Source organism: Planktothrix pseudagardhii (assembly GCF_904830925.1).
GTDB lineage: Bacteria > Cyanobacteriota > Cyanobacteriia > Cyanobacteriales > Microcoleaceae > Planktothrix > Planktothrix tepida.
The window spans coordinates 1710921-1726202 of record NZ_LR882967.1; the positions used below are offsets into that span (position 1 = coordinate 1710921).

The following is a 15282-nucleotide window of genomic DNA, read 5'->3' on the forward strand; positions in this document are numbered from 1 at the left end:
ATTTAATATTAATTTTAAGGTGGGTTTACGAAATTCGGAACTCACCTTATTTTTTTATCAAGAAACCGGGTTTCTGACAACAACTTTGGCATAGAATCAAGATTTTTTTAGAAACCCGATTTCTGCATGGCTTGAATATAATGTTTCAGCATCGGTTGAAGGGTAAAACAGATTTGATTCTCTAATTCTAATCTTTCAACCCAACAGCGTTGTCCTAAAGATGCTAAGGCTTTTAATATATCAGAAGCAGATAGTTTCAAATTAGATTGCAACTCCGATAGCAGAATTCCATCAGGGTTTTGTCCTAAATAAATAATAATTTTTTGCTCTAATTCCGATAATCGATTAAACTGTTGAGTCAGACTTTCTGTTATATTTTCTCCTAGAAATAAACTTTCATAGCGTAAAAATTCAGAAACTTTACCGCCAAATAAATTTTTAATAACTGTAGAAATACTATTTAAAAAATATGGATTTCCTCCATAATAATCAATTAAAGTCTTCCAGTTTTTAATATCCGATAATCCTTGAAATTTTAACAAATCTCTGGCTGAATCTCCTAAACCAGACAATAATAAATAATGTATAGCTGTACTATGGCTCATTAATTCAATTGCATCCTTCGGTAATTCCCAACTATTTAAAATAATACAGCTTTGGTGATTGAATTGGCTTATTTTCTTAAAAAACAATCGGTAATTCTCAAAGTTATACTGATAATTTCCGGCTAATTGACCTGAATTAAATAGGGTTTGAAAATCATCTAAAATAATTAAGCAACGTTGCGATCGCAATATCCTCATCAACTCACTTAATTGTTCATTCAAAGTTACTGGAAGTTGATTTGTTGCTTTGTCTAATAAAAATTGCAGTAAATTTATTAATAATTCATTTAAAGCAGGTTGAGTGTCCAAACTTTGCCAAATTACCGCATCAAAATTTTCTTGAATCTCTTCAACTAATTTAACCGCTAGTGCTGTTTTTCCAATTCCACTCATCCCCAAAAGCATTACTACTCGACACCGTTGTTCAAGTATCCAATCTTTTAAAGTTGCGAGTTCTTCTGTTCGTCCAAAAAATTCAGAAATATCCGGTGCATCTTCTAAATTAATTCTTAATAAAGGTTGAGTTTTATTATTTTTAGGCGTAACAGAATCATGTGAGGATAAAGGAGGTTCATGACAAACATTAATATTATTAATTTGTACATAATCTTTACCAAAATTCAAAAGAACATTAGAATATTTTTGTCGCTTCAGGGTTGAACGCAAATTAGATTTTCTCACTTCTTCCCCTAAAGCATCGGAGAGAATTTTCCATAAATCAGAAGCAATATCCTTGACATGACCCTCAGAACAGTGAAACTCATCCGCCACTTGTGAGTATTTTTCGTTCTCTAAACTTCCCCGCAATATTGCTTCTTGAAGATCATCTAGGTGCTTTCCCGTTTTAGTAAAAACCAAGTGATCTGCTAGTCTGAGGACTTCTTGCACATCCATACCCTATGTTAGACGTTAGATTCATCTGTATTGTACCCGACTTTTTCCGACCTCAACCACTTAATCCGACTTTCTCAAATCTGAAAAAAATATAAAATTCCCGACTTAATCCGACTTTTTCCGACTGTACAGAATCAAAAATTATCCGATAATAATACCTAGTTGAAATGATGAGTCGTAATTATTCATCTGAGCGAATTAGCCCAAATGAATAGGAGCTATCTGATTCACTATGACAACATCAAGTTTACTTATCTTTATATAACCTATGAAATTAAAAACATTAACTTTGAGCATGATCATTGCAGTTATGACGATTTTTGTCACCCATGTCAAACCGTCAGAAGCACGTTACAACCTTGCGGGACAAGGCGCAAGTCAATATTTTAAAGGAGAAGTGTCTAATGACAATGGCAGAGCCATCTTTGGAATTGTCATGTTTGGACTTGCTTTTTTGGGAGGGATTGTTTCTGCTGCCAATAAGAAATAAATCATCGATTTCTCAATTTCTCCCCTCGTTCCAATGCAGAGCATTGGAATGAAAACTTTTCCTGGGTTTCAAGCATAAGGAGAACGTATGCTTAATCAATTTAACGGTTTCAATCAAGTTTTAGGAATTAGCTTAATTTCTCTATCCGTGACCACTATTTTAGTAACTTCTGATCAGCAAAATTTTGCTAGAGCGCAAGAAAATCCTGGTTGTTTTATTGTTGATCATGCAGAGCGAGTTATTAATTTAGATGGAATTTGTATACCTCAATCTCAAACAGCAAATTCTTCTCAATCTCCTAGTACCAATTCCAATAAAACTTTAACTCAAGAGGAATTAGCAAAAGCTTTTGATCAAACTGCAACTCTATATGCTGATAATTATTGTGAAGCAAGAGCGCAAGGACTAACTAATAGAGAAGCAGGTACGAAAGCGAGTTCTGTTGTCTCTGAGTATATGGTTTTAAAAAATATTCCATCTGATATTCTCAGTGTTGAGTGGATAGAGAAAGGACAATCTATAAGCAAAGTATTATGTCCTGAATTGCAACCTACCTCACGTTATAACTGAACTTTTCAATCAGGCCAATCTTACCAAGATATTATTAAATCTGAATCAGAAAAACTGTCTCAACAACAGGAAGGTTCAGCAACATATAGAGCTAATCTTCGCCTGGTCAGTTTTCGTTTTGTCTTAGCTACTAAACATTTTTGTCCTCAATTTGCATCTCAAATTAATCCAGAAGAGTAATAATGATCTCGTTCCAATGCTCTGCATTGGAATGCAAAAATTGAGGCTCTGCCTCAAATAACAGGAGGCGGAGCCTCCATGAATAGCATTTCTAGGTAGAACCTAGAAACGAGAGAGATGAGCAGATTGAGGTTAATTGTTTTTATTATAGTTTTCTATATTGCTGGAGGGGGAAGATATGATTTTTTCGGTGGAGAGGGGGGAGAGAGTGGAAAGGGTGGAGAGGGAGGAGAGGGTGGTTTTATTTTGTTTGATTTTTCTATAATTGAGTTTAATTGAGGTAAATTTTGCTCATTAATTAAGCCAGTTATTTCTGTTAATATTTTCTCCTGTAATGCAGAAGATAATTGAACAGGTAAATTTTTCCCGGTAACTTGCTCTAAAGTTATTTGATCAATTTTAAATTCTTTAGTTATAGGAACATTTTTACCATCAGGAAGTTGTAAATTAATAGTAAAAATTATGTTATTAAATTGCATTTGATTGATGTTCAAATCCTCTGGTTTATCTGAATCTTGATTCGGGTTATTTTTTCCTTTTTCAGATAATTTTTTTAGGTTAATTGCCATCATGGATTCAGGTGTAGTGGCATTATTATCAAACCGCACATCAACATTAACTTCTATATCCTCAACAACAATTTTTTCAATTTCTAAAGGCTTTTGTACTAATGATTTAGCTTGAAAGCTCATACTTTTAATTCTAAAAATATAAGGACTAGCAAAACCATCTATATTATCAACCTTAAGATCCATGAATTGGACATTATTCTGGAATAAATTTACATTCGCTTTTGTACAATCTATACCTAAACCTGTACCTAAACTAAGTTTTTGTTCAATTTCCTGTTCTGCTTTTTGGTCAGCTAATTTATCTAATCCAAAAGCGACAGCACCAAAAGTAACTATTAATACACCAGCAATAATCAAATATTTTTTTGCCATTTAACTATGCTCATTAAAACTTTATTAACTAAAAGGTTACCATGAAGCTAGATAAACTCTTACATCTTCACCAAAATAATTTTCACCAAATTTGTTCTAAGGTTAAGGTAAATCCTGGTAAGATATTTCCTCATTATTTATAAAGAAAATACGGTTTTTAGAGTTTTTTGAATCTGATTTTTACTAACTCCACAGTCAAGGGTTGAAATAGGATTTAAACTTTTCCATTTCCCTTTAGGAGTTGTAAACAGAGTATCAGCTAATTGATCCGGATCTATTTTATCAAAACCATCTATTTTATTAATAGATAAATAATTGAGACGCTCAAAAATTTCATCTCGGTTGGCTTTTTTAATAGATACAGGTTCAGGTGCTGGCGGAAGTTCTTTTTTAGGTAAGGGTTTACAGTAAAAAACTTGTTTTAAACAGTCTAATTTGTTCCCTTTTGTAATTCCACATTTTAACTTTGTAAGTTCATTGAAATCAGCCCAAGTTTCTCGATCAGATTCAAGAATCCGATTTGTTACTTTAATTAAATCTACTGTTTTTGTTTTTAAAGGACTTCCAGGTTCAGATTGTAAATAGCCGAGTGCTGCTAGAATTGTATCTCTGGAAGCAGTACATAAATTAACAAGCGGATTAGTTTCTCTTGTTAAAATTTTAGCTTGTTCAATATTAGAAGGTTTTGGATCAATAACAATACACCAAACCCGCTCTAATTGTGCTTTTTGAGCGGCTGCATAGACAAAATGATTACTCACCGTTTGATACTGATAATCTGCAATTTCCTGCACAATCACCGGAACCCAATTTCGTCCATTTGCTTGTAAAATAGCTTCGGCTGCACTTGAAACAAAAAATTCCGGTTCTGTAATTTCTTGTCCGGGTTCAATATCAATTAAAGGCAAGTGCATTAATTTACCAATATTATCAAAATCACTCATAAAGAAAATACTCCTGTGCTAAAGAAAGATAATAATCGTTTACAGTTTTATGCTTAAATACGGCAGGTATGCGTTCAAAAGCGGCACTTGCAACAATAGCATATTCTGGAATACTGAATATTGTTTGATCTGGGGCACCTTTTGTATATTTCGGATAAAAGTACGGTAATAAATCACGATTCAAAGAAATGATCGACTTAATTTCACTATTTGCACGTTTCAATGAAGTCTCTGTTGCTTTATGTTCATTAAAAAAAATAGGCAGAGGAATCGGGCCATACTCTCCTTTTTTATCTCTTAGTTCTTGAATTTCAGGAATAAATTCTAGGATCACTTTACTGGCATTTTTTAATGAAGCAAAATTTGTGTGTTTAGTTGGCATTAAAACAACATCAGAGGCATAAACACAACTTTGGCTAAAAAACGTCCAGTTTGTCGGTGCATCGATCAAAATATAATCATAATTAAGTTTCAAACTCTCTAATAAATCTTTTAACCTTGCCGGCCCTTTTTGAACTTTGGGTACTTGGTCATAGTGCATAAGTTCTTCTAAACCCGCATCTGAAGGGATAACGTCAAAAACTCGAACCTCTCCAGATTTAGTTTTAATTTTAAAAGGCTGAATGGCATCTTTAATATTTAAAAATCGATCAATTAAACAATCAGATAACTTGGTTTTTGTAGGTTGTAAACCCAGTGAATCTGTTAAGTCTCGCTGTTGAGGATCAAAGTCAATCACTAAAACATTCTTTTTCTGCCTGCGTAATATAGAAGCTAGGTTGATTGTAGTTGTTGTCTTGCCAACACCTCCCTTATCATTGTAGAGACTAACGACTAAAGCAGGTAAGGGATTCTCGATCAAATCTTTAATGCGATTAACAATATCTAGGATATTATCTTTTTTAATTAGCCAGCAAGGTGTGGCAGGATGAACAACCTTACCATGTCGCCGAAAAAGTTGAATATGGATTGAATTTGTAATAATTCCCCATTCAGCAGTTTTACAGTTAGGGGATAGCAAATATTGTTTAATTTGGTTTTGAGTTTTTTGATTGGTCGGTGTTTTCTCCATGAGATTTATTCTGGCTCCCGTACCAATAGCTCGACCTTTAACTTCTACCAACAGATAAGGATTGATCTTTGATCGATTAAAAAGATCACTGCCTTGATTTTTTCGAGCCGCAAAATCTACTGTCCCAGAACCCGTAGCAAATTCGGGGTATTGTTCCTCAATACTAAACCCTAGAGCCTTTAACAAGGGCTTAACAAAGTAATCGCTAACAATAGCTTCAGAAGCTAGATCGGGTATACTGTCTAAAATTGTATTCCAGTTTGCATCAGTCATATCAATCGAGATAATGGTACGGAAAGATCCCATTGATATAAATCAATGTAAAAGATAATCAAAATTTAGATTCACTTTGATTATTATTTGAGAACATTATACCAGCATAAGTATTTATAAGTCATGATTTTTTCTCAGATCTTCATAATGGGGTGACAATGTTAAGTGACTCATATTTTTTTGCCTCGTCCCTCGTCCCTTGTTCCCTCGTTCCAATGCTCTGCATTGGAATGCAAAAATTGAGGCTCTGCCTCAAATAACAGGAGGCGGAGCCTCTATGAATAGTATTTCTAGGTTCTACCTAGAAACGAGAGGGATGAGCAGATTGAGGTTAATTGTTTTTGTTATCGTTTTTTGATTGTGCTGAAGCACAACAACGAGGTTTACCAAATTTGTTCTAAGTTTAGGATGAATTGGGGTAATATATTTTCTCCTGATAGGGTTAACGGATTTTCTAATATTTCTACTTCTTGATTAGGTGGAAGCGTGCGATCGCTATTTTTTTAAACTATAATCAAAAAATACTTATCCTAACGGACATTCAATAATGTCTATCGTTGAAGAACAAATCCAAACCCCAACACTTCTCAATGAAGTGCAATTTCCGCCCAGTGATTTATTGAGTCAGGAGCCCCCATTGGAAAGCGAACTCCATCTCCGCCAAATTCTAATTTTACTTAACTCGTTAGAATGGTTATGGCAAGATCGAGATGATTTTTATGCCATTGGTAACTTAACCATTTATTATAGTCAACGTCAAAAAAAATCCGAAGAATTTCGCGGGCCAGATTTTTTTGTGGTTTTGGGAACTGAACGAAAACCCCGTAATAGTTGGGTTGTTTGGGAAGAAGATGGCAAATATCCTAATGTCATCATTGAAATGTTATCCAAAACAACGGCTGATACTGATCGCGGAGAAAAAAAAGAAATCTATCAGGATATTTTTCGTACCCCGGACTATTTTTGGTTTGATCCAAAGACTTTAGAATTTGCCGGATTTCATATTGTTGAGGGTCAATATCAACCGATTTCACCCAATGAAAACGGCTGGTTATGGAGTCAACAATTAGACCTATTTTTAGGCATTCTTGATCATAAATTACGATTTTTTACAGCAGGAGGTGAATTAGTTTTAACGACTGAAGAAGTGGCTAAAAATGAAACTCAACGGGCTGATAAGTTAGCGGCTAAACTCCGAGAATTAGGAATTGATCCTGAACAACTTTAAAAGGATAAGCGATCGCTTTTTAACTAGCCTTATCATTCCAATGCAAGCCATTGGAATGATAAGGGCGTTAGTTACAGAAGTTGCCTCTAACTTCCAGATTAAACGCTCAAAAAATATCAGAATCTTCGGTTTGAGAAACGAGGTTAGAGGGAGGGCGATCGCTACTCCAAGCCCACCAAACACAGCCACATTGACAAGTATAAAATTCCTGCCATTTGCGACGATTATTTTCACTGTAAACGGGAGAACGACGGTTAATCCAAACCTGTTGAGCTTCTAAACTACTCGCAGAACATTGAGGACAGCAAAACTCAGAAGCGTGAGTTGCATCGGTAGTCCAATCTGGTGGGGTGGGTTGAAACGCATCCATTGGCAAAAAACTGAAATTGATGGCGCACACTAACCCATTATACTAGGGGTTAACGTCGGGAACTTCTACAAATTTATGGCGGGAGGATAAACCCGATTTAATGGTAATCTGCGATTTAGGAACTCCCAAGTGTTTTGCTAAAAATTGAATTAATTCTTGGTTGGCTTTTCCCTCCACCGGGGGAGATTTCAGATGGACAGTAAAACTTCCATCAACTTCTTTTTGGAGAGCTTGCTGTTTAGAATTGGGTTTAACTTTAATTTTTAACAGTGCCAAGGCTTTAGAAAATCATAATTGTCCATATCAATATTATTAGATTAAATCCCCTAGTTCAAGACGATAAACTTTATTCTCCCTACCTAAACCTTACGCCGTTAGGGGATAATCTAAGGTTTCTAATGCTTGTTTTGCTGCGACTAAATCATAAGGAAAGGGCGGTTTTAAGGGGCGATAATCTCGTTCGTGGGGGTCTCCATGTCGCAGTACCGCATTCACTATCAAACAGGGTTCATCACTTAAGTTAAGGGCACTGTGAGGAACCCCAGGAGGAATCGTAATAACAGTCGGGATCTTTTCACTCAGAGGAATATAAAAATATTGACGATTCTGTAAAATCACGATCACAAACTCACCCCGGACAACTAACAGTTGATCGGTTTGAAAATGATGAACAAATAGCGGTTCAATTGCACCTGCTTCGACTCTGACCATCATCGTTTCTTGACTGGTTTGGGGAGTGAAAAACTCAACCCTTCCCGACTTCATCGCGTTGAGTCTGCGAACTTCAACTTGGCGGATCAGACCCATAGTATCGTCCTCACAGTGCAAGATATTGTGCTTTTGTCAAGTGTAATCGCTCTTTTTGTAAGATTTTGTAATAAAATTAACGAAATTCAATAATCGAGTGATACTGAATACAGGCATTTATGCCTCTCTAGGGTTGTTTATCGTCAGTTTGAAGTTTTTATGAAATCTACTCAGTACAGGATGCGATCGCTCTTTGATTCAATTTATCTGAAGTCTTATCGGTTTTCGTTGTTGGTTGGGCTAATTAGTTTAACTTTAACCGCCTGTGGGTCTTCCCCCAATTCTACCTCAACTAATCCGAGCAATTCTAATCAGCAACCCCCAGAAAAAACCTTAAAATTATTGTATTGGCAAGCTCCAACTATTCTCAATCCCCATTTATCAACCGGGTTCAAAGATTCCGAAGCCAGCCGTATTACCCTAGAACCTTTAGCCAGTTTTAATAATCAATTAAAATTAGTTCCCTTTTTAGCTGCCGAAATTCCCACCGTAGAAAATGGAGGAATTGCCAAAGATGGAAAATCAGTGACCTGGAAACTCAAAAAAGATGTGAAATGGTCAGATGGAAAACCCTTTACGGCGGATGATGTTATTTTTACGTTTGAGTTTATTAGCAATCCCAAAGTAGGAACCACCACATCTGGAACCTATAAAATTATTAAAGATATTGAAAAAATTGATGACCACACGATAAAAATCAACTTTAAAGCCGTTACACCGGGATGGTATTCGGTGTTTGTGGGAACAGAAGGTATGATTTTACCTCGTCATATTTTTGAAGCTTATAATGGGGAAAATGCCCGACAAGCGCCGGGGAATTTAAAACCTGTGGGAACAGGGCCCTATCGAGTGGTAGAATTCAAGCCAGGGGATGTGGTGGTTTATGAAGCTAATCCTAATTTTCGAGATGCGAAACTGTTAGGATTTGAACGCCTAGAACTCAAAGGAGGAGGGGATGCAACCTCCGCAGCTAGAGCAGTGTTGCAAACGGGAGACGCGGATTATGCCTATAATCTTCAGGTGGAATCTAATATTTTAAAACCCTTAGAAGCGGCGGGAAAAGGTAAAATTGTCTCTAATTTTGGGACGTTAATGGAACGGATTTTGATTAATCAAACCGATCCCAATAAAACCACCCCCGATGGAGAACGATCTAGTTTAAAATTCCCCCATCCTTTCTTTAGTGATCCTAAAGTTCGTCAAGCTGTAAGTTTAGCGATTAATCGAGAGATTATTGCCAATCAACTTTATGGAATTTTAGGAAAACCCACCTCTAATTTTGTTGTTAATCCCCCGGAAGCCGTTTCCCCCAATACCCGTTATGAATTTAATTTAGAAAAAGCTGCCAAACTATTAGATGAGGCGGGATGGAAAGACACTAATAATAATGGAATTCGAGATAAAAATGGGGTAGAAATGAATATCGTCTTTCAAACCTCTGTAAATCCGTTACGTCAAAAAACCCAGGAAGTGATTAAACAATCTTTAGAACAGTTAGGAATGAAAGTCGAACTTAAAAGTATTGATCCCAGTGTTTATTTTTCTGGTGATCCTGCTAACCCTGATACCACAGAACGATTTGCAGCAGATTTACAGTTATTTAGTACCGGAAATACCAATCCTGATCCCACATCCTATTTAAAAACCTATACCTGTGATGAAATTCCTCAAAAAGCAAATAACTGGACAGGGGATAATTTTTCTCGCTATTGTAATCCAGCTTATGATGCGCTTTGGGAACAAGCCACCACTGAAATTGACCCTGAAAAGCAAAAACAAATTTGGATTAAAATGAATGATATGTTAGTCAATAATACGATTGTAATTCCCTTAGTTCACCGCGCCGAAGTGGGAGGAGTTAATCAAAACTTAACGGGTGTAGAATTAACTCCCTGGGATTTAACCGTCTGGAACATCAAAGATTGGAAAAAGAACCCGTAGTAAGCCCTTCAGGGCTATCTTTTATTACTTTATATTCCCCATGACCCGATACCTGATTAACCGCATTCTAACCTCAATTCCCACCCTAATTGCCATTAGCCTTGTTGTATTTCTCATCTTAGCATTAGCCCCCGGAAATCCGATGGGAGAATTTGCCACTAATCCTTCGATTACACCCGAAGTCAGAGAAAATATTCGCCGATCCTTGGGTTTGGATCAACCCATTCCTATTCGTTATTTAAAATGGGTTTGGGCATTTTTACAAGGAGACTTAGGCTATTCTTTTACCAGTCGCAGCCCGGTTTTAGGATTAATTTTGCAACGTTTACCCACAACTTTATGGATTATGGGATTAGCTTATCTGTTAGCAGTTATACTCGCCTTTCCTTTGGGAATTATTTCAGCATTAAAACGCTATTCTATTTTAGATCAAATCGTAACAACCGTTTCCTTTATTGGGTTTTCCTTACCGACATTTTTTACCGGATTACTATTTATTATTATTTTCAGCGTCCAGTTAAAATGGTTTCCCTTCATTTATAATAGTACCTTACAAGTGACTAATTTACAAACCTTTTGGCAACAAATTCAACAGTCTATTATGCCCGTTTGTGTTTTAGGTTTCTATCAAGCTGCAATTTTAATGCGGTTTATTCGGTCTTCTTTCTTAGAACAATTGAATCAAAATTATGTTCGCACGGCTTATTCCAAAGGTTTACCGAAATTGAATGTGATTAACGGTCATATCTTAAGAAATGCTTTAATTCCAGTAGTAACTTTAATGGCTTTAGAAATTCCCGGTTTATTTGCGGGATCATTAGTCACAGAACAAGTGTTTAGAATTCCGGGGATTGGGGCATTATTAATTGACTCGATTTTTCGGAGTGATACCCCGGTTATTATGGGAATTACAATGGTTTATGCTATTTTAGTGGTACTTTTTAACTTATTCGCTGATCTATTATATGGATTCTTAGATCCAAGAGTTCAATATTAATCATTAACAAAAAAATATGACTTTAATTAAACCCTCTGAACCCATCGCTAAAACCACCCAACCTAGATCCCTAATTCAGACCGCTTGGCGACAATTTAAACGAGATAAAATAGCTGTTTTAGGAACAATCATTTTGCTGTTTATTATTTTAGCTGTGATCATTGGCCCCTGGATTTATGGAATTCGTCCGACAGAAATTGATTTTGTCAGTTCCCTTTCTCCTCCAAGTGGGAAACATTTATTAGGAACTAATGATTTAGGACAGGATCAATTAGCCCGTTTATTAATCGGAGGACGAGTTTCTTTAACCGTTGGTATGGCTGCAATGATAGTAGCAATTTTATTAGGAATATTAGTCGGGGCGATCGCTGGATTTTATGGGGGAATTCTCGATAGTATACTAATGCGATTAACCGATTTATTTCTTTCTTTGCCTCAACTACCCGTATTACTATTAGTCATTTATCTATTTCGAGAACCCCTGAAACAAATTGCAGGGCCAGAAGTGGGTATTTTTATATTAATTATTCTGGTTGTGGGGGCGTTAAATTGGATGTCGGTGGCGCGATTAGTTCGGGCAAGTTTTATCACCACAAAAGAACGAGATTTTATTACGGCGGCTAAAGCGATCGGTGCATCTTCTAATCGATTAATTTGGGTGCATATTCTTCCTAATGTTTTGAGTCCTGTAATTGTCGCAGCGACTTTAGCCGTGGGAACTGCGATTATTACAGAATCTACCTTAAGTTTTTTAGGATTAGGATTTCCCCCCGATGTTCCCACCTGGGGAAGAATGCTTTATGATGCTCAAAATTATTTAGAAACCGCCCCCTATTTAGCTTTATTTCCAGGGTTAGCGATTTTTTTAACGGTTTTGAGTATCAATGCAGTGGGGGATGGTTTAAGGGATGCTTTAGATCCGCAATCCCATTAAAGAGATTATAATTATTGTTTCAATTTTATCTTTAAATCAGCTAAATCGATGATTAAATTAACTCGTTAGAATATTAAGGCATCGGAAATAAGATTTAAAATTGACATCATGAATTTTATATGTTAGTAATTAAATCACAATATCTGAGGATTATGATCCATGAAATATAAATATTGGGGAATTTTGGCTTTATTTGCCCCTGTTGTTTTTGTCGCACCAACGGTGGCTCAATTTAACACAACAGATCCGGCGGTTTTCTTAAGCGGTCAAGCTCGTTCTTGTCAAGGATGTAATTTACAAGGGGCAGATTTAAGTAATCAAAGCCGCGTGAATTCTCAATTACGACAAGCAAATCTAAGTAATGCTAACCTCAGTGGTGGTAATTTCCGAGGCGCATTTTTTACCTGTGCTAACCTATCGAATACCAACTTAAAGAATACTAATTTTTCCTTTGCTAATTTTGTTGATGCTAACTTAAGTGGAGCAGATTTAAGTGGAGCAGATTTAAGTAAAACTGACTTAAGTGGGGTCATTATTGATGCTCAAACAAATTTAGACGGAGTTAACTTAACGGGAGCTAAATTATGGGATGCAAAAACAATTTTTCGACCGGGAATGGACTTAAGTACAATTCCACGAGATTACACAATAGAAAGCCAACGAGTCAAATGTAATAACAGAAGATAATTTATCAGGGTAGGGTGCTCCTTCAACGCGCACCCTGCCCTATACTTCTAATTTTAATTAAGAATTAATTACAGCGATCGCTACTCCTGTTAAAACAATTATTCCCCCGATTAATACGGCTAAGGGAGGAACTTCATTAAAGCATAAATAACCTAAAAAACTAGCTCCAATGGGTTCTAATAAAATGGCTAAAGTAACTAAAGTAGGAGAAATTTGATTAATCGCCCAATTAAAACTGGTATGACCGACTAATTGAGGTACAATTGCCATTAATAAAAGATATAAATAAACCTTAGCGGGATAATCGGTATAACCCACACCCAACATCAACGGTAAGGGTAATAAAATCATTGATGCAACAGTATAAGCAACGATAACATAACCCCCCAGGGAAAATCCCCGTTGTTGAGCTTCCCGCCCAAACATTAAATAAAAACTAACAGCCCAAGCTCCAATTAATGCTAAACTATTTCCCAGGAAAGGATTAGAATAAAAATCTCCTCCTTGAGTATCACTCAAGCCAATCATAATTCCCCCTAAAAAGGCGATTCCAATTCCTATAATTTTTAGAGAAGAGAGTTTTTCTTTTAACCAAAATCTCGATAAAATTGCCACCCAAATTGGAGTAGTGGTCACTAAAGTTGTGGAAGCTGCAATGGAAGTATAGGATAAAGAGGTAATCCAGGTAGCGAAATGAAACGCTAAACAACATCCGGCTGCAACTGCATAACTAAAAGCTTGGAAAGAAAGCGATCGCCATTGAACTTTTAAGGCTGTTGGTAATACAATTAGGGAGGCTCCAGTTAAGCGAATCGCCGCCATGACTAAACTAAAACCAATACCACTTTGATCCGCAGCATTTAAGGCGAGGCGCACTAAAATTGATCCGACGGAAATTGCCATAACCCCAACAATAACCACCCCCCAAATTAATCCTGGAGAGGCTGAAGAAAAACCCTGCATTTTGCCTTGATGACCTCAAATCCTGACTCTCTAAAGTTTAACCTGAGTTTTACTCATTTGTTAATTTATGCGTTACTTTATAAAGCATAAACCCATGATTTTATCCTATGACATCAACCGTTTTAATTACAGGGGCTTCCCAAGGAAGTGGTAAAGCAACCGCTTTATTATTTGCACAGAAGGGCTACAATGTGATTTTAGCAGCACGGGAACCTGAACGTTTAGAAGCTGTTGCGGAGGAAGTTTTATCTTTAGGGGTTTCAACCTTAGCCATTCCAACGGATGTCACCGATATTGAACAAGTTCGCTATTTAGTCGAAAAAGCTTTAGATTATTATGAAACCCTTGATGTTTTAGTAAATAATGCTGGGATTTGTTTGACTGCATCCGTTGAACATACAACTTTAGAAGATTGGCATTTATTAATGAATACTAACTTCTTTGGTTATGTCAATCTAATTCACGCTTTATTACCCCATTTTTTAGCTCAAAAACAGGGAACCATTGTGAATGTAGGTTCCTTTGGTGGGAAAATTCCTTTTCCACAAATGGCTGCCTATTGTGCGAGTAAATATGCTGTGGTTGGATTAACTGAATCCTTGAGATTAGAAGTGCAAAAAAAGGGGATTCAGGTTTGTGCCGTTCATCCTGGTATTATTAATAGTAATTTTATGGAACGAGCGCAATTTCGAGGAGAAAATGAGTTAGAAGTTGAACAATTGCGTCAACGTTTGGACTCTGCTTTAGCGTCTACCTGGGTGAGTCAACCGGAAGATATTGCTCAAGCCATTTGGAATGCTGTTGAGAAAAAACAAAATGAAGTCATCGTTGGCTCGGCTGTATTAGCGACAGAAACCTATCGATTATTCCCTGGATTAATGGAGTGGGTTTTGAATCAATCAAGCGTTATGAACACTTAAGAAACTAAACCATAAAGTTTGATTTGAGTTCAGATCTTAAGCCTTGGCTCAAGACTTGTTTTTCTATGTCAGGAGACCTAGAGAATTAAGCAGCGAATTCTTCAGATTAAAAAAATTAAATGTTTTAATCTGGCTAATCCTCGATTTTTATCTCCTTTCTCCTGACTCCTTCGGTGAGTATGTATACTTTTTTAAACAAAAATAAAGAATTATAGGGAAATATCTCAAATTAGTATTATTTCAATCCTTTTTGACAGCTTGAACAAATACTATACTAAGGAAATAACAGCCTATAAGGGCCGAGGAAAATCATCTTAAACCCTCAACGTGCAATCTTTAAATCAAAACTCAGATCAGGTTGACTTCGGCGGGGAAATGGATGAGTTACGTTTATAAGCAAATAGGAGTTCTACCGTTCGGTTTGAAGCATTTTTCAATTCCTTGAAAGCCTTGATCAATTTAA

General features: G+C 36.3%; 16 protein-coding genes. 8 read left to right on the plus strand and 8 right to left on the minus strand.

What is annotated here, in order from left to right; translation table 11 throughout:
* Nucleotides 1–107: 107 nt before the first annotated feature.
* On the minus strand, nucleotides 108–1499 hold the full coding sequence (locus NMK36_RS07325; protein WP_254173423.1) for an NB-ARC domain-containing protein: 1392 nt from the start codon (nucleotides 1497–1499) through the stop codon (nucleotides 108–110).
* 268 nt (nucleotides 1500–1767) lie between these two features.
* Between NMK36_RS07325 and NMK36_RS07330 the strand changes: the two genes are divergently transcribed.
* Both NMK36_RS07330 and NMK36_RS07335 read left to right on the plus strand, forming a co-directional pair.
* The gene (locus NMK36_RS07330) at nucleotides 1768–1989 is read left to right on the plus strand and encodes a hypothetical protein (protein ID WP_254173424.1); all 222 of its coding nucleotides are present in this window, start codon (nucleotides 1768–1770) and stop codon (nucleotides 1987–1989) included.
* Between the two features lie 87 nt (nucleotides 1990–2076).
* On the plus strand, nucleotides 2077–2559 hold the full coding sequence (locus NMK36_RS07335) for a hypothetical protein (RefSeq protein WP_254173425.1): 483 nt from the start codon (nucleotides 2077–2079) through the stop codon (nucleotides 2557–2559).
* A gap of 335 nt (nucleotides 2560–2894) precedes the next feature.
* On the opposite strand, the gene NMK36_RS07340 is transcribed toward NMK36_RS07335, so the two are convergent.
* The 3 genes from NMK36_RS07340 to NMK36_RS07350 form a co-directional block, all read right to left on the minus strand.
* A complete protein-coding gene (locus tag NMK36_RS07340) occupies nucleotides 2895–3683 on the minus strand; it encodes a hypothetical protein (protein WP_254173426.1) in 789 nt (262 codons plus the stop codon).
* Nucleotides 3684–3820: 137 nt separating this feature from the next.
* Nucleotides 3821–4627, minus strand: a complete 807-nt coding sequence (locus NMK36_RS07345; RefSeq protein WP_254173427.1) for a Rho termination factor — start codon at nucleotides 4625–4627, stop codon at nucleotides 3821–3823.
* A complete protein-coding gene (locus NMK36_RS07350; RefSeq protein ID WP_072717364.1) occupies nucleotides 4620–5972 on the minus strand; it encodes an AAA family ATPase in 1353 nt (450 codons plus the stop codon). Before NMK36_RS07350 ends, NMK36_RS07345 begins: the two co-directional genes overlap by 8 nt.
* A 547-nt stretch (nucleotides 5973–6519) precedes the next feature.
* Here NMK36_RS07350 and NMK36_RS07355 point away from each other — a divergent pair.
* Complete coding sequence (locus tag NMK36_RS07355) at nucleotides 6520–7200, plus strand: Uma2 family endonuclease (RefSeq protein ID WP_072717346.1); 681 nt, start codon at nucleotides 6520–6522, stop codon at nucleotides 7198–7200.
* A gap of 106 nt (nucleotides 7201–7306) precedes the next feature.
* On the opposite strand, the gene NMK36_RS07360 is transcribed toward NMK36_RS07355, so the two are convergent.
* The 3 genes from NMK36_RS07360 to NMK36_RS07370 all read right to left on the minus strand — a co-directional run bounded on the left by NMK36_RS07360 (nucleotide 7307) and on the right by NMK36_RS07370 (nucleotide 8377).
* Complete coding sequence (locus NMK36_RS07360) at nucleotides 7307–7570, minus strand: hypothetical protein (RefSeq protein WP_254173428.1); 264 nt, start codon at nucleotides 7568–7570, stop codon at nucleotides 7307–7309.
* Nucleotides 7571–7612: 42 nt separating this feature from the next.
* Nucleotides 7613–7846, minus strand: a complete 234-nt coding sequence (locus NMK36_RS07365; RefSeq protein ID WP_072717348.1) for a DUF167 domain-containing protein — start codon at nucleotides 7844–7846, stop codon at nucleotides 7613–7615.
* Nucleotides 7847–7936: 90 nt separating this feature from the next.
* A complete protein-coding gene (locus NMK36_RS07370) occupies nucleotides 7937–8377 on the minus strand; it encodes a cupin domain-containing protein (RefSeq protein WP_072717349.1) in 441 nt (146 codons plus the stop codon).
* A gap of 159 nt (nucleotides 8378–8536) precedes the next feature.
* Between NMK36_RS07370 and NMK36_RS07375 the strand changes: the two genes are divergently transcribed.
* From NMK36_RS07375 to NMK36_RS07390, 4 genes are all read left to right on the plus strand, one after another.
* Complete coding sequence (locus NMK36_RS07375; RefSeq protein WP_254173429.1) at nucleotides 8537–10318, plus strand: peptide ABC transporter substrate-binding protein; 1782 nt, start codon at nucleotides 8537–8539, stop codon at nucleotides 10316–10318.
* 40 nt (nucleotides 10319–10358) lie between these two features.
* Nucleotides 10359–11315: an ABC transporter permease gene (locus NMK36_RS07380; RefSeq protein ID WP_254173430.1), complete on the plus strand. Its 957-nt coding sequence runs from the start codon at nucleotides 10359–10361 to the stop codon at nucleotides 11313–11315.
* Between the two features lie 16 nt (nucleotides 11316–11331).
* On the plus strand, nucleotides 11332–12249 hold the full coding sequence (locus NMK36_RS07385) for an ABC transporter permease (protein ID WP_254173431.1): 918 nt from the start codon (nucleotides 11332–11334) through the stop codon (nucleotides 12247–12249).
* Nucleotides 12250–12408: 159 nt separating this feature from the next.
* The gene (locus NMK36_RS07390; RefSeq protein ID WP_072717353.1) at nucleotides 12409–12936 is read left to right on the plus strand and encodes a pentapeptide repeat-containing protein; all 528 of its coding nucleotides are present in this window, start codon (nucleotides 12409–12411) and stop codon (nucleotides 12934–12936) included.
* Nucleotides 12937–12993: 57 nt separating this feature from the next.
* Here NMK36_RS07390 and NMK36_RS07395 read toward each other — a convergent pair whose 3' ends face one another.
* Nucleotides 12994–13899: a DMT family transporter gene (locus NMK36_RS07395; protein WP_072717354.1), complete on the minus strand. Its 906-nt coding sequence runs from the start codon at nucleotides 13897–13899 to the stop codon at nucleotides 12994–12996.
* A gap of 107 nt (nucleotides 13900–14006) precedes the next feature.
* On the opposite strand from NMK36_RS07395, the gene NMK36_RS07400 reads away from it, so the two are divergent.
* On the plus strand, nucleotides 14007–14819 hold the full coding sequence (locus tag NMK36_RS07400) for an SDR family NAD(P)-dependent oxidoreductase (protein ID WP_072717355.1): 813 nt from the start codon (nucleotides 14007–14009) through the stop codon (nucleotides 14817–14819).
* The last annotated feature ends 463 nt before the right edge of the window (nucleotides 14820–15282 follow it).

What these genes read in the sequence shown, in the direction of transcription:
- NMK36_RS07385 (WP_254173431.1), top strand. Translation starts at nt 11,332, where the DNA reads ATGACTTTAATTAAACCCTCTGAACCCATCGCTAAAACCACCCAACCT.
- NMK36_RS07390 (WP_072717353.1), top strand. Translation starts at nt 12,409, where the DNA reads ATGAAATATAAATATTGGGGAATTTTGGCTTTATTTGCCCCTGTTGTT.
- NMK36_RS07395 (WP_072717354.1), bottom strand. Translation starts at nt 13,899, where the DNA reads ATGCAGGGTTTTTCTTCAGCCTCTCCAGGATTAATTTGGGGGGTGGTT.
- NMK36_RS07330 (WP_254173424.1), top strand. Translation starts at nt 1,768, where the DNA reads ATGAAATTAAAAACATTAACTTTGAGCATGATCATTGCAGTTATGACG.
- NMK36_RS07375 (WP_254173429.1), top strand. Translation starts at nt 8,537, where the DNA reads ATGAAATCTACTCAGTACAGGATGCGATCGCTCTTTGATTCAATTTAT.
- NMK36_RS07360 (WP_254173428.1), bottom strand. Translation starts at nt 7,570, where the DNA reads ATGGATGCGTTTCAACCCACCCCACCAGATTGGACTACCGATGCAACT.
- NMK36_RS07345 (WP_254173427.1), bottom strand. Translation starts at nt 4,627, where the DNA reads ATGAGTGATTTTGATAATATTGGTAAATTAATGCACTTGCCTTTAATT.
- NMK36_RS07400 (WP_072717355.1), top strand. Translation starts at nt 14,007, where the DNA reads ATGACATCAACCGTTTTAATTACAGGGGCTTCCCAAGGAAGTGGTAAA.
- NMK36_RS07355 (WP_072717346.1), top strand. Translation starts at nt 6,520, where the DNA reads ATGTCTATCGTTGAAGAACAAATCCAAACCCCAACACTTCTCAATGAA.
- NMK36_RS07340 (WP_254173426.1), bottom strand. Translation starts at nt 3,683, where the DNA reads ATGGCAAAAAAATATTTGATTATTGCTGGTGTATTAATAGTTACTTTT.
- NMK36_RS07370 (WP_072717349.1), bottom strand. Translation starts at nt 8,377, where the DNA reads ATGGGTCTGATCCGCCAAGTTGAAGTTCGCAGACTCAACGCGATGAAG.
- NMK36_RS07380 (WP_254173430.1), top strand. Translation starts at nt 10,359, where the DNA reads ATGACCCGATACCTGATTAACCGCATTCTAACCTCAATTCCCACCCTA.
- NMK36_RS07350 (WP_072717364.1), bottom strand. Translation starts at nt 5,972, where the DNA reads ATGACTGATGCAAACTGGAATACAATTTTAGACAGTATACCCGATCTA.
- NMK36_RS07325 (WP_254173423.1), bottom strand. Translation starts at nt 1,499, where the DNA reads ATGGATGTGCAAGAAGTCCTCAGACTAGCAGATCACTTGGTTTTTACT.
- NMK36_RS07335 (WP_254173425.1), top strand. Translation starts at nt 2,077, where the DNA reads ATGCTTAATCAATTTAACGGTTTCAATCAAGTTTTAGGAATTAGCTTA.